Below are 13,921 nucleotides of genomic sequence, written 5' to 3'. Positions count from 1 at the left end.
CATTGAAGCGGACGTTCCAGGGGAATCATCCCCCCGCTCAAGTGTCGACGGAGCCTCACCCGCGCTGCTATGCACTTCGCCATGGAAGTCCTCTCCGCATCGCGCCGCGCGCTCGTCGCCGCGCTGGCCCTGACGTTGACCGCCTGCCCCAAGACGCCTTCCCGCACCGACAGCCGGGACGACACCTCCGGGGGCGACTCCACCCAGCCCAATCGCCCGCGCGTGGAGGTGAAGCAGGACGCCACCGCGAACGCCGCGCTCGCGCAGGCCCGCACCCAGGCGCAGGCGAACCCGGACAAGAAGCAGGCCGCGGAGGCCTACTTGTCCGTGCGCAAGGCGTACCCCGCCACCACCGCCGGCCAGGACGCGCTCTACAACGCGGGCGTCCTCTACTTCGAGGCGAAGGACTACGCGAACGCGCGCAAGACCTTCAACGAGCTGCTCTTCGAGAACCCCCTCCACGCCCAGGCCGAGGACGCCAAGCACAAGCTGGCCATCTCCGCCATGGAGGTGGGTGCCTACCGCGACGCGTACCAGACGCTCACCAGCCTGGCGGAGCGCGCGGAGGGCGCGGAGAAGGAACAGCTGCTGAGGGAGGCCGCGCGCGCGGCGGAGGGCGCGGGCCTGTACACGCAGGCGCTGTCCTCCGCTGTCAAAGAGGCGGGCGACGCTCGGACGGCGGAGGAGAAGGCCGCCGCGGTGAAGAAGGTGGAGCAGCTGGTGGAGGGCCGCGCCAGCTTCCTCGACATCGCCCGCGTGCAGGAGGGGCTGTCCCCGTCCAACCCCGCGTGGCCGGTGCTCCAGTTCAAGCTGGCGCGCATCTACTACCACCTGCGTGACTGGACCCGCCTGGAGGAGACGCTCCAGACGTTCCTGCGCGAAGCGCCCAACAGCGCCTTCGCGCCGCAGGCCAAGGAGCTGCTCGCGCGCGCCACCCGCCGCGTGGAGGTGCGTCCGCGCACCGTGGCGGTGCTCTTGCCCATGTCGGGCCGCTACCAGCCCATTGGCGAGGCGGTGCTGCGCGGCGTGAAGCTGGGCCTGCAGGGCAGCGACATCGAGCTGGTGGTGAAGGACACGCAGGGCGACGTCAACAAGACGGGCACGGCGATGGAGCAGCTCGCGTTCGACGACGGCGCCATCGCGGCCCTGGGCCCGCTGCTGGTGGACGACACCAAGCGCGCGGCGCTGCTGGCGGAGGAACTCCAGGTGCCGCTGCTGACGCTGAGCCGTCAGGAGGGCATCACGGACATTGGCCCGTACGTCTTCCGCAACATGCTGACGAACTCCGCGCAGGCGCGCGCCATCGCGGACTACGCGATGAACGTGAAGGGCTACAAGCGCTTCGCGGTGCTCTACCCGAACATCCCCTACGGTGTTGAGCTGGCGAACGAGTTCTGGGACGACGTCGTGTCTCGCGGCGGCGCGGTGCGCGGCGCGGAGTCGTACTCGTACGACCAGACGACGTTCACCAGCGAGGCCAAGCGCCTGGTGGGCCGCTACTACCTGGAGGACCGCGGCGACTACGCGGAGGCCGTGCGCGACGTGCAGGGCGAGAACATCACGGACGCGTACCGCCGCCGCAAGGCGATGGAGAAGGCGCGCAGCGGCGTGGAGCCCATCATCGACTTCGAGGGCCTCTTCATCCCGGACGACTGGCGCCGGGTGAGCCTGGTGACGCCCGCGCTCGCGGTGGAGGACATCGTCACCAACGCGTGCGACCCGCGCGACCTGGAGCGCATCCGCAAGACGACGGGCAAGAAGGACCTGAAGACCGTCACGCTCTTCGGCACCAACCAGTGGTCCAGCCCCAAGGGCCGCTCGGGCCTGCCGGAGCTGCTGGAGCGCGGCGGCAAGTTCGTCACCTGCTCGGTGTACGTGGACGGCTTCTTCGTGGACTCGCAGCGGCCGGCGACGCAGAAGTTCGTGAAGAGCTACCGCGACGCGTACCGCGAGACGGGCCGCGACCCGGGCCTGCTGGAGGCCATCGGCTACGACTCGGCGCGCATGGTGCGGCAGGTGATTGACAAGCAGCGGCCCAACACGCGCGCGGCGATGCGTGAAGCCCTGGCGGGGCTGAAGGACTTCGACGGCGCCACCGGCCGCACCTCGTTCAACGACAAGCGTGAAGCGGACAAGCAGCTGTTCCTGCTGTCCGTGGACAACAAGGGCGTGAACGAGATCAACGTCGACAAGGAGAAGGCCGCCGTCCGCGGGTCGGGTTCATGAGCCCGCGCACCGGGGGCTTGGTGCTTGCGGGCGTGCTGACGCTCACGGGCTGCGCGCACACGGCCGTGGGCCTGACGCCGGACACGCTGGGCCGGCTGGAGTCCGCGCCCGGAGGCTTCCTCTCCGGCGCGGTGGAGGGCTTCGACGGGGAGCCCACCGTCCTCAACCGCAAGGACTTCATCTGGGCGCTGGACTTCGCGCCTCGCGGCCAGCGCGTGGCCTACACACGCCTGGGGGACAAGGCGTACCACGTCTCCGTCTGGGACCTGGCGAAGTCCGGGGGCTCCGGTGCGCCGATGATGCGCGCGGATCCTTCGGTCAACATCCAGCAGTACGACCTGGAGGGCGTGGCCTTCTCTCCGGACGGCGCGCGCGTGGCCACGGTGAGCCGCAGCGGCGCGGTGCAGCTCTTCGACGCGGCGACGGGCTCGCAGGTGGGGGCGCTCGCCACGGAGGAGCCGCTGGTGTCGGTGGCCTTCCATCCGGATGGCAAGTGGCTGGCGGTGGGCAGCGCGCAGGGGCTGGTGTCCCTGCTGTCCGTGCCGGAGCTTTCGTTCGGCGCGGAGGCGCGGCTGCACGTGGGGCCGGTGAGCGCGCTGGCGTTCGCGGCGGACGGGACGCTGTACTCGGGCGGCTGGGACAAGCACGTGCGTGCGTCGGACACGCCGGAGCAGACGCTGAAGCCGGACGTGGCGCGCACGCACTTCGAGCGGCGCGGCGGGTTCGCGGCGGTGCAGGGCCGCGTGGACAGCGGGCCGCCGGTGGTGCTGGCGCTGGACTCGCGCACGCCGGTGGTGGTGCTCACCACGGCGGCGGCCACGGCGTCCGGCATCGACGTGGCGTTCCTGAAGGACACCGTCACCGTGCCGGGCGCGCTGGGCAACACCGTGGCGCGGCTGTCGCGCGGGCGCACGCTGCGCTTCAAGCAGATGACGCTGCCGGGCGTGGACGTGGCGGTGTGCGACGCGTGCGTGCCGCAGGGCAGCCAGGGCGTGCTGGGCGCGCCCTTCGCCGAGCGCGTGGACACGGTCTTCGACGAGACGACGGCGGAGGCGGTTCTCACGCTCAAGGGCGGCATTCCGGAAGGGGCGACCGCGACGACGGCGCGAGCGCTCACGCCGCGGCTGGACTTCACCTTCCCGGCGCACGTCAACGACGTCACCGTGGACGCGCGCGGAAAGCGGCTGGGCGTGGCCTTCAGCCAGGAGAAGGCGGAGCGCAACCGCACGGTGTACGAGCGCGAGCGCAAGGGCATCCAGGAGCCCCGGGGCCCGTGGAACGCGGGCGCGCTGGTGGACGCGGCCTCCGGGCAGGTGCTGCACAAGTGGGAGCTGCACCACGGCGTGGTGTCCACCGCGGCCATCGCGCCGGATGGGCGTTCGCTGGTGTCGGGCGGATGGGACCGGCGCGTGTATCTCTTCGCCGAGGGCGCGCCGGAGGCGAAGGGCGAGCTGGAGTTCGGCTGGTCCGTGCGGCGCGTGCGCTTCTCGCCGGAGGGACATCAGGTGGGCGTGGGCGCGTGGACGCCGCAGAAGGCCACCGGCAGCCAGGAGAGTGACCCTTCGGCGGTGGTGGTGGGCGTGCGCTACGTGGCCCCCGCCGTCGAGACGCGAGCGGCTCAGTAGTTGAGGAACACGGCGCTGCGCGGCACGCCGCGCTGGGCCAGCTGGGCCATCACGTCCTGCACCATGTCCGAGGGACCGCACACGAACGCGATGGCGTGCTCCAGCCGCTCCTCGCCCAGGTGGGCCTGCACGTAGCCGGTGAGGCCCTGCCAGCCGCTGGCGCCGGGGCGGCTCACGGTGCACAGCACGCGCACTCCGTCCGCCATCCACTGCTGCAATTCGTGCTGGTACGCGAAGCCGCTCGCCGTGCGCGCGCCGAAGTACAGCGTCACCTGGCCAAACGCGCCGCGCTCCTGGCGCACGGCGGCGATGACGGGGCGGATGGCGGAGATGCCGGAGCCGCTGGCGAACAGCAGCAGGTTGCGGCCGCGCGCCTTCTCCATTGGGAAGCCGGGGCCCGCCGGCCGCGTCACCTCCACGCGCGCGCCCAGGGGCAGGTGCAGGAGCGCGGACGGCAGCGTGCCTTCGTCCTTGAGGAGGAACTCCCACCGCGTGCCATTGGGGACGGGCGGCGAGGCGATGGCGAACATGCCTGGCTGCCCACCGGGAAGCCGCAGCTGGACGTACTGTCCCGGGTGGGCGTGCGAGCCCACGAGCGGTGTCCCGCCGATGTCGAGCACCCAATCGGTGAGGCCATCCGCCGCGGGGGTGCGGGCGGTAACGGTGGCGGTGTGCCAGTCGCTCATGGGGACTTTCTAACCCGTCCTCCTGGCGCGTGCCTGCCCTGCTAGAGTCGTGCCCGTGAAGACCGTGTTCTGGCTGTTCATGTTCCTCGTCGGTCTGGCCGGCGTGGTGATTCCGATCACGTACCTCTACACGGCCAGCAAGCTGCCGCGGCTGGAGAGCGAGTTCGACGTCGAGAGCCAGCTGCGCCATCGCATCGAAGGCGACCGGATGAGCATCCTGGCCGGCCGGATGGACCAGGGCATCCGGGATCGCTCGGCGGTGACGTTCACGCGGCCGGACTTCTCGCGGATGCCCAAGGACCTGGTGGCGCTCTACATCCGCCAGATGAACTGCCCCACCTACTTCCAGACGCCGCGCGAGGACGGGCGTGCGTGGGCGTGGCGCCTGTTCGCCGGCGTGACGTTGGGCACGGCGCCCCCGGGGGATGGGTCCTGCGAGCGGCGGCTGGCCATGCGCATCGCGCGGGAGATGGGCATCGAGGGGGACCTGCAGCTGTCCGTGGCCGCGCACCGGCTGCACGCGTTCTTCCAGAAGGACCAGCTCGTCGCGTACGACCTGTCCATCATCCGCTTCGAGCGCGGCGTCGTCGGCGTGGAGGACGCGTCCCGCAAGCTCTTCCACCGTGAGCTGGGAGAGCTCCAGTTGTCGGAACTGGCGGAGCTGCAACTCGCGCTGCCGCCGTACGGCTATTACGGCGACATCAAGGCGTGCAAGAACGCGAGCCTCATCCGGCAGAACCGCGACATGCTGCTGCAGGACCTTGCGGGCTACGCGCTGGTGAGCGAGGAGCGCGCGCGCAACGCCATCGCGCAGCCGGTGGCGTGCTCGTCGGTGAAGTAGCGGGCGGTCAGCGCCGCACTTCCGCGGGCACCTGCGGAAGCCAGCCCACCTCCAGCGCGCCCCACAGGCCCAGCAGGATGGCCTCCGCGGCGTCGTGGCGCAGCGAGGTGGGGCGGGGCGCATGGGACCAGTCAATGACCCGCCGCGCGAGCGTGTCCGCGGCGTCCTTGGCCAGCGAGCCGCTGCGCTGCTCCCGCGCGTAGAGCAGCCGGTGGCGCCAGTCCTCCGCGGCCACGCGAAGCACGGGCAGGGCGCGGCGCAGGGCCTCGCGCTCCCAGACGTCCGCGATGGGGCCACCGCCCTCCAGCACGAGCCACGCGAGCGGGGACGCATCCTGAAGCACTGCGGGCACCGCGCGCTTGAGCCGCGCGTGCGTACCGAAGTTCTGGGAGCGGTACCCCTGAAGCCGCCCGTCCGCGCCAAAGCGCGCGAGCCCGCAGCGCAGGCCCAGGTCCACCGCGAGCAGCGCAGGACCTGGGGGCGCGGTCATGGCGTGGAGCTTACTTGAGGTACTGCTGCTTCCAGCCGCGGAGCTCGCTGAGGATGTCCGCGCGGCCCGCCGCGTCGTCCGCGTTCTCCAGCCGCTTCAGTTGCCGGTCCAGGTAGTTGCGCGCGGCCTGCCGGGTGAGCCCCTTGTGGACCTTGTTGTCGGCGTACAAGGGGCTGCTCTCCACCTGACTCACGGCGGCCATGATTTGATCCCGCACGGCGGACTCGCTCGCGGACTCCGTGCGCTTGGGCGCGGGCGCCGGGACGTCGCGGACGGTCTTCACGGCCACGGCCTTGACGGTGGTCGGCTCCGGTTTCGCGGCAGGGGGCTCCTCGACGACAGGCGCGGGAGGGGGCTCTGGCTCGGGCGCGGCGACGACCTCGGGCGCGGGCGGCGGCGGCGTGGGTTCCACCTTCGGGGTGGGCGGCGGCGGAGTGGCGACGGCGACGACCGGCGGAGGCGTTTCACCACCCCCGCGCGTGGCGATGACCACGCCCACGGCGGCGAGCAGCACGGCCGCGCCCACGGCGATGGGCGCGAAGCGGCGCAGGGATGACGTCTCTTCCTGCGGCACCATCAGGTCGTCCGGCGGGACCGGCGGCGGCACCTGGGTGGTGGGGCGGCGCGCGTCCGCGTCGCTGACGACGACCGCGGCAGGGGCGGCGGCGGGCTTGGGCGGCGCGGGCTCGACGGGGGCGGGCGCGGTGGGGTTGGTGCGCGTGGCCCGCAGGGTGCGGCGCAGCTTGGAGAGGTGCTGACGCAGGGCATCCGCGGAGTTGGGGCGCGTCTCCGGGTCCTTGGTGAGCATCTGCAGGATGAAGGCGTCCACGGCGGGCGGCAGGTCGGGGACGAACTCCGACGGCCGGGGAGGGCGTGCCTCCACGTGCTTCATGAGCAGGTCCACCGGGGAGCTGCCGATGAAGGGCAGCCGGCCGGTGATGATCTCGAAGGTGACGACGCCCATGGCGTACAGGTCCGTCATGGGCCCCACGGACTGGCCGCGGGCCTGCTCGGGCGCCATGTACTCCGGAGTGCCGACGACCATGTCGGTGCGCGTCTGCGCGGTGCGACCGGTGGGGCCTTCGCCGCGCTTGGCGAGCCCGAAGTCCAGCAGCTTCACGTAGCGCGAGCCGTCCGGCTGGCGCACGAGGAAGATGTTGCTGGGCTTGAGGTCGCGGTGCACCACGCCCGCGCCGTGCGCGGCGCCCAGGGCAGCGAGCACTTCATCCAGGAGGGACAGGGCCTCCGGGACGGGGAGGCGGCCCTTCTCCGCGAGGATGGCGTCCAGCGGCTGGCCATCCAGGTACTCCATGACGATGTACTGGCGACCGTCCGGGAGCTGGCCGAAGCCGAAGATGTCGATGATGCCGCGGTGGCGGATGGCGTTGACGGCGCGGGCCTCCGCGAGGAGTCGGGCCACCTGTTCGGACGAGTGCGCCAGTTCGGGGCGCAGCACCTTCACGGCGACGCGCTTGCCGATGAGGGGCTGGATGCCCTCGTAGACGAGCCCCATGCCGCCCACGCCGATGCGTGCGCGCAGCTCGTACTCGCCCAGCTTCAGGCCGATGAGGGGGTCGGTGATGGCGGTCGCTTCGGTACCGGGGTGCTCCACGATGACCTTCGGTTCCGGTGGAGTCGGCTGGAACGACGACAGCACGACGGTGCCATCGCGAGGGCACACCGCCGTCTCGGACGGAACGGTGAGGCCGCAGGTTTCGCAGATCAGCTCAGAAGACATCTCCACCACGGGGGAGCGTAACAGGTGAAATCCCGGGAAGCGAAGTCACGGCCCGGGGCACGCCAGGCAAGCAAACAGGCACCTGCCCCCGGGTCGCGTTTTCTCACCCGCTGGTGTCACCCAGCGGGCGATGCAGTGGGTCAGGGCGTTCCGGCGTCCACGAAGGTGCAGCCGATGTCCAGCTGCGACGTGCCCTCCGTGCCCTGCTTTCCATTCGGACTGGTGCCGCCTGAGCCGCCACCTCCCAGTTCGGGAAGCACACTCGGGGGAAGGCCAACGCCTGCGTCCAGACACCAGAAGATGACTGAGGGGCCGCCCGCGCCGCCACCACCCGCACCGCCAGGACCGCCCTCACCCCCTACTCCGCCTGTGCCGCCTGCGCCGCTGACAAGGAGGTATACGATTTTATTGTCCACGGCTGAGCCCGTCTTGCCTTCACCGCCGCTTCCGCCAGGGCCTCCTGTGCCTCCCGGACCACCTGTCCCGCCGGCACCACCGTTGCCCCCTCCCAGTGTGCGTGCCTGCGAGGTGGGCTCAAGGATGACCTGCGAATTGACAGCGATAACCGCGATGGACGCGCCACCGCCTCCGCCGCCCTGCCCGCCCTGACCTCCGCAGCCGCCACCACCCCCGCCGCCCCCGCCGCCCCCACGTGGATTTGGAGAAACCTCCGCGACCGCAGGCTCGCAAGCACCGCCGCCTCCTCCGCCCCCGCCGCCCCCACCGTTGCTTCCAGTCAGCCCCAGGGCACCCGCTTGTGCCGCGGAGACCTGCCAGTTTCCCTCTGGGAGCACTTCGCCCATGCCCACGCCGCCATCGCCCGGCATGCCTGCGAAGCCATTCGGGCCCTTGCCTCCCCTGCCTCCCTCACTATTGCTACAAGTGCATGAGCCGCCATCGTCACCGACATCGCAGCTCAACTGAGTGGAAGCACCCTTGGCCCCCCCGACGCCTCCGTCCGTGATCGGTCGGCCGTTGGTTCCAAGCCCGCCGCTGTTGGCAGTGCCACCAGTACCTCCAGGTCCACCGGCGAACGAAGGCGTACAGGCCGCGCTTCCTCCATCCCCTCCCACAGGATTGTTGGTGGCAAGCCCATCGATGCCTGCGAGCCCTTGGAAGCCCGTCCCTCCGCGATCCCCGGGGCGGCCTTCTGAGCCGTTGGCGCCGCGTCCCGCTTCCAGGATGGAATGGCGAAGCCGAACCTCCTGGGTGTTGATGGCACGCAGCGCTACGGAGGGATGGCCCGGCGTCGCGACCGTGGTCGAAATGACATGGAGCCGGTCGAGGAACACGCCGCCATCCGTCACACCCACCACCGTGACGGCATACGGCCCGGACTGGATGACGCTGGGCTCCTGGGTCGGACGCAGCCAATTGTTCCCGGTATGCGTGTAGCCACCGTGAATGGACACGGGCGCGGTGACCTCCACCGGTGTGGTCTCGGCGTAGGTGCCCAAGGCGAGGTAGACATTGCTCCGGCCTCCGTCCGATTGCTGCACCAGCTGGAGGGCACGGGAGAGGGTTTTCAGAGGCGCATCCCGAGTGCCTCGGTTGTCACCCGTGTCTTCACCCGCTGGATCCACGAAGTACCCGAGCGCAGGATCACCATCCACGCCGTCGCAGTCGGTGTCCACCCCCAGTTCATCGGGGTAGTCGGGGCCGGCAGTGGGGATGCAGTCATAACCGGCGTCGCCCGCGTCGCCCGCATCCGTGCCGCCATCCCCAGTTGCCTGCGGTCCGCAGCGGCCCTCGCCCTGACAGTTTTCATAGGCCGCTTGGAAATCACTGCAGCCACCCACGCTGAGCACCGCACCGAACACCGCGCTCAGCGCGCCGACCTTCCAGAGGTTCCGCATGGCTTTCCCCGTGCTCACTGCCACGTCCCGGCGAAGCTCAGACCACCGCCCTGCGGCGTGAGCGTCACGGACGGCTGAACATTCGTCTGCTTCACCGGCAGGAAGTACATCAGCGCGCCCGCCGCGACGGCCGCCGCGCCAACGCCAATTCCCACCACGCCAATCGTCTGCGAGCGCTTGCCGGAGTCGCGCACCTTCTCCGCCTGCTCCAGCGTCGGGAACTCGTTGTTGTTCAGGTCGCTGAGCTTCCCGCGCGACTGCACGAAGAACACCGTCCCCACACCCGCGAGCACCACGCCGCCCGCCGCGGGCACCCAGGCCCACTTGCGGCGTCCCGGCGTCTCCACCGTCGGCGTGTCCGTCAGCCCCAACTCGGTGGGCGGCTGCACGCCCGGCGTCAGGTCCGGCCCCGGCACCGGCTGCTTCACACCCGGCGTCACGTTGGGCGTCTGCGCCACGGGCGGCGTCACCGGCGGCGCTACCGGCTCCGGACGCAGCACCCGCAGCGTGCGCGGCACCACCACGTCCAGCGACTTGTTGAGCGCGTCCAGCACCTGGTCCTCGCTCACGCCAGGGACCGACTCCTCGACGAGCGGCGCGCCGTCCTGTGCCGTGTACACGCGCACGCCCGCCTTGAACGCGTTCAGGTACGGACCAATCTCCGTCACCATCACCACGTCCGTCTTCGCCGCCACGCCCAGCGACGCGATGCAGGACGGCTGCGTGCGGTTGCAGCGCATCATCGCCGTGCGCTTCTTCTTCGGCAGCGTGCGCGTCACGTCCTCCACGCGGATCACCTCCAGGCCCCGGGCCTTGAGCTGCTCGGCCACGTGCTCCTGGGCGGTTCCAACGAGGTAGCGCGGCGTTCCCCGCGTCACGTCCGTGGGCGCCAGCAACACGGTGACGGGTTTCGCGGAGGAGGCGGGTGCGGGCGCCTGGGCGACCACCAGGGTGAGCGCGGCGAGGAAGGGGATCAACACGGGAGCACTTTCTCCCTGACCCGCCCTCCTCGCAAGGTCAGGATTCGCTGACCCGGGTGGTGGGACAGGGCCCCACCCACCCGGGGGTGACACCGGTGTCCGGCGCCGGGCGCCGGGCGTGGATGTTTCACGTCGCCGTGGCCGGGGAAGCCCGGACAGGGTCCCCCGTGCCTTCCGGCGGCTACCGGCGCGGACGCTCCGGCGCCGGGCGGATCTGCGTCTTCTCCGACGTGTTCAGCTCCGTCTTCGGCCGGTCGTCGTCCTCGTCCTCGTCGTCCGAGGGCGGTGGAGGAGGACCCGGCGGACGGCGCGTGGGCGTGGCACCCGCGCGCAGCGTGTTGGACGGCGGCGTACCGGGACGCGCCGGAGCGGGCGGCGGACGGCGCGGCGGCGGCGTGTTGCGCGCGGGCGGGGCCTCCGCGAGCAGGTCCTCGGACACCTGGACCAGCGGCTCGGACGCAGGAGTCGCGCGGGTGTCCTCCTGCTCCGCGAACGGGTTGCGCGTGGGCGGCGGCGTCTTGTCGTCGTCCTGCGGCGGCGGCGGGCGCGGCGGCAGCGAGGGGCGCAGCGCCGGAGCGGCCTTCGCGGGCGGAGGCGCGGCGGCGGGCTTGGGCGGGGTCGCCGCCGGCTTGGGTCCGGCGACCGGGCCGTCCGGGGCCGCGTTGCGGAGCACCTGCTCGAACTTCGCCCAGTCCTCCTTGAAGTGCGCGGGGTCCGGCAGTCCCTGCTCGCGGTGCTTCAGGGACGGGGCCCAGCGCAGGGCGTACGCCTCGCCCACGTGGAAGCTGGGCGGGGGCGGCACTCCGTAGGTGGCCGGGTCGAAGAAGGCGTCATCCAGGTCGTCGAAGCCGTACGCGCGCGCCTTCTGGATGAAGTTGGGGATGATGCCGGTGGGCGCGTGGTAGCCCAGGATGTTCTCGTGCTCGTCCTTGGCGACGGGCGTGAAGACGAAGATGTCCTGGGTGCGGTACTCGCCCTTCTCGTTGAGGGGCAGCACCTCCGACAGGGCAATCGTCTTGCGGCTGCCGTCGTGGAGGCGCTCGCAGCAGATGACGAAGTTGATGGCGCTGGCCACCTGGGCGCGCACGGCGACCATGGGCAGCTCCACGGACGACATGAGGCACAGGGACTCGATGCGGCGCAGCGTGTCCGTGGGCGTGTTCGCGTGTGTGGTGGCCAGCGAGCCGCCGTGGCCGGTGTTCATGGCCTGCATGAGGTGGAAGGCCTCGCCGCCGCGCACCTCGCCCACCACGATGCGGTCGGGGCGCAGACGCAGCGCGGAGTGCAGCAGGTCTCCCATGTCCACGGCGCCCTTGCCGAACTTGTCGGCGGGGCGGGATTCGAAGGCCACGATGTGGGACTGGTTGAGCTGGAGCTCGGCGGAGTCCTCGATGGTGAGGATGCGCTCTTCGTCCGGGATGAGGGACGAGACGATGTTGAGCAGCGTCGTCTTGCCGGAGCCCGTGCCGCCGGCCACCAGCATGTTGAGCTTGGTGGCGATGCCGGCCTCGATGAGGCGCGCCATGGGCTTGGTCAGCGACTTGAACTTCAACAGCGAGTCGATGGTCAGCTTGTCCTTGAAGAACTTGCGGATGGAGATGGTGGTGCCGTTGCGCGCGATGGGCGGAATCACCACGTGGATGCGGCTGCCGTCGGGCAGGCGCGCGTCCAGGCGGGGTCGCTCCTCGGACAGGGGGCGGCCCACGAACTGGGCCATGTTGCGCGCGGCGCCGATCAGACCTTCTTCGGAGAAGAAGGCATCCGTCTTGATCAACCGGCCCTTGCGTTCGATCCACACGTCGGTGGGGCCGTTGATCATGATTTCCGACACCGACTCGTCGTCCAGGTAGGGGAGGACGGGCTTGAGAAAGGCGCGGAGCGACTCGGTGTACATCGTCATGGCGGGAGCAAGGCTAGCGCGCTCCGGCCCGGGCCCCAAGCTCCCGCCTTGAGTGCCTGCTCGCTTTCCGGTGCAGCGTTCCGGCACGATGCCGCCCAGGGGCGGTCATCCGCCCTCCGTTTTCGGGGAAGGAGTGCCAGCCCATGCGCGGTCCCTGGTGGTGCTGCCTGGTGTGCTGGCTTGGGGGCTGCGCGTCCTCCACCGTGCTCGACCCGGACCTCGTGCGGCCCGAGCCCGGACCATGAAGCGGCTGCTGCTCGTAGGCGTGGTCCTATGCGCCGGGTGCATGCGACGCGAGACGAGTCCGTCCGATTCGCTGGCGTCGGAGGACCGCTCCATCGTCTTCCCGGAGATGTTCGCGCGAGAGGCGCTGACCATCGGGGCGCCGGGGCAGCCGTACTCGCTGGAGGGCAGCCTGCTTCGGGCCATGGTTGTGGCGGCCCATGACTTCCTTCCCCGCCAACAGGAAGGCCAGCCCTGTTGGAGCAGGAGGGAGGCCCACCTCATCCGGATCCTCCGTGAAGGAGACATCGTCTTCATTCGCATGGACCTGGACCCGCGCGCCTGTGAACCCAGCGGGCTGCTGCTGGACGGAGGTGTCACGTACGCGGTCCGACTGTCGGACGGACGCGTCCTGCGGCGGCTCCATGATGGCGAGCCGGATGGACCGCTCGTCCCTGGCGGCACCGATGCAGGTGTACCCACCGGCCCTTCGGACCCGTCCATCCCCGTGGGAGACACCTCCTGGGGCGAGCCGCAGCCCTCGTTTCCATCCCAGTGGCTGGATGCCGGGAACCCCAATCCCTAAGCGGGCCCCCTCAGGACGCACGCGCTGGTCTAGGGTGCGGCCCTGGGAGGGACACAATGAGCCTGGCGGACGGGTTGCCCGAGGACTGGAAGGAAGTACTGCAGGACGCCATCCACGCTCCGTCGTTCCAGGAGCTGGAGAAGTTCGTGCGCAAGGAGCGCCAGGAACACACCGTGTTCCCGTCGGAGGAGGACGTGTTCTCCGCGTTCCGCTTCACGCCCTACACGGACGTGCGCGTGCTGCTCCTGGGCCAGGACCCCTACCACGGCCCCGGTCAGGCCCATGGCCTCGCCTTCTCCGTCCAACCTGGCGTGCCTCCTCCGCCCTCGCTCGTGAACATGTTCAAGGAACTCCACAGCGACGTGGGCGCGCCGAAGCCTCGCGACGGGTCGCTCATCCCTTGGGCGAAGCAGGGCGTGTTCCTGCTCAACACCGTGCTCACTGTGCGCCAGGCCTCCCCCAACAGCCACGCGAAGCACGGCTGGGAGCCCTTCACCGACGCCGTCATCCGCGCCGTCAGCGCCAAGGAGGACCCCGTCGTCTTCCTGCTCTGGGGCAAGCCCGCGCAGAAGAAGAAGGCCCTCATCGACGCGAAGCGCCACGTCGTCCTGGAGGGCGTGCACCCCTCGCCGCTGTCCGCCAGCAAGGGTTTCTTCGGCAGCAAGCCGTACAGCACCACCAACGCCGCGCTGAAGAAGCACGGCCAGCACACCATCGGCTGGGAGCTGCCCTCGTAGGAGCGTGTCGCGTGGGTTGGCTATAGTGCCTGCC

The 13,921-nt window shown here is 70.6% G+C and carries 10 protein-coding genes; 5 read left to right on the top strand and 5 right to left on the bottom strand.

What is annotated here, in order from left to right:
• The first annotated feature begins 81 nt into the window (after positions 1-81).
• Both D7X30_RS08740 and D7X30_RS08735 read left to right on the top strand, forming a co-directional pair.
• Complete coding sequence (locus D7X30_RS08740; protein ID WP_233591461.1) at positions 82-2,226, top strand: penicillin-binding protein activator; 2,145 nt, start codon at positions 82-84, stop codon at positions 2,224-2,226.
• Positions 2,223-3,851 (top strand): WD40 repeat domain-containing protein, encoded by a 1,629-nt coding sequence (locus D7X30_RS08735; RefSeq protein ID WP_120562368.1) that lies wholly within the window; start codon positions 2,223-2,225, stop codon positions 3,849-3,851. The genes D7X30_RS08740 and D7X30_RS08735 overlap by 4 nt, the downstream gene beginning before the upstream one ends.
• Here the strand turns inward: D7X30_RS08735 and D7X30_RS08730 are convergent.
• Positions 3,845-4,537, bottom strand: coding sequence for an NAD-binding oxidoreductase (locus tag D7X30_RS08730; protein ID WP_120562367.1), 693 nt, complete (start codon positions 4,535-4,537; stop codon positions 3,845-3,847). The two genes, D7X30_RS08735 and D7X30_RS08730, sit on opposite strands and share 7 nt — an antisense overlap.
• 55 nt (positions 4,538-4,592) lie before the next feature.
• Here D7X30_RS08730 and D7X30_RS08725 point away from each other — a divergent pair, with 55 nt between their 5' ends.
• A complete protein-coding gene (locus D7X30_RS08725; RefSeq protein WP_120562366.1) occupies positions 4,593-5,378 on the top strand; it encodes a transglycosylase domain-containing protein in 786 nt (261 codons plus the stop codon).
• A 7-nt stretch (positions 5,379-5,385) separates the two neighbouring features.
• Here D7X30_RS08725 and D7X30_RS08720 read toward each other — a convergent pair whose 3' ends face one another.
• The 4 genes from D7X30_RS08720 to D7X30_RS08700 form a co-directional block, all read right to left on the bottom strand.
• Complete coding sequence (locus D7X30_RS08720) at positions 5,386-5,868, bottom strand: hypothetical protein (RefSeq protein ID WP_120562365.1); 483 nt, start codon at positions 5,866-5,868, stop codon at positions 5,386-5,388.
• A gap of 10 nt (positions 5,869-5,878) precedes the next feature.
• On the bottom strand, positions 5,879-7,606 hold the full coding sequence (locus D7X30_RS08715; RefSeq protein ID WP_120562618.1) for a serine/threonine-protein kinase: 1,728 nt from the start codon (positions 7,604-7,606) through the stop codon (positions 5,879-5,881).
• A 1,870-nt stretch (positions 7,607-9,476) separates the two neighbouring features.
• Positions 9,477-10,442, bottom strand: a complete 966-nt coding sequence (locus D7X30_RS08705) for a hypothetical protein (RefSeq protein WP_147443142.1) — start codon at positions 10,440-10,442, stop codon at positions 9,477-9,479.
• A gap of 181 nt (positions 10,443-10,623) precedes the next feature.
• Positions 10,624-12,342 (bottom strand): CpaF family protein, encoded by a 1,719-nt coding sequence (locus tag D7X30_RS08700; RefSeq protein WP_120562363.1) that lies wholly within the window; start codon positions 12,340-12,342, stop codon positions 10,624-10,626.
• Positions 12,343-12,628: 286 nt separating this feature from the next.
• Between D7X30_RS08700 and D7X30_RS08695 the strand changes: the two genes are divergently transcribed.
• Both D7X30_RS08695 and D7X30_RS08690 read left to right on the top strand, forming a co-directional pair.
• The gene (locus D7X30_RS08695; protein ID WP_147443141.1) at positions 12,629-13,150 is read left to right on the top strand and encodes a hypothetical protein; all 522 of its coding nucleotides are present in this window, start codon (positions 12,629-12,631) and stop codon (positions 13,148-13,150) included.
• Positions 13,151-13,206: 56 nt separating this feature from the next.
• Complete coding sequence (locus tag D7X30_RS08690; protein ID WP_120562361.1) at positions 13,207-13,887, top strand: uracil-DNA glycosylase; 681 nt, start codon at positions 13,207-13,209, stop codon at positions 13,885-13,887.
• The last annotated feature ends 34 nt before the right edge of the window (positions 13,888-13,921 follow it).

Origin of the sequence: Corallococcus sp. AB011P (genome assembly GCF_003611605.1) — a bacterium.
Taxonomy (GTDB): Bacteria; Myxococcota; Myxococcia; order Myxococcales; family Myxococcaceae; genus Corallococcus; species Corallococcus coralloides.
Note: the sequence above shows the minus strand (reverse complement) of the source record. Positions and strands in the feature narration are given on the sequence as shown.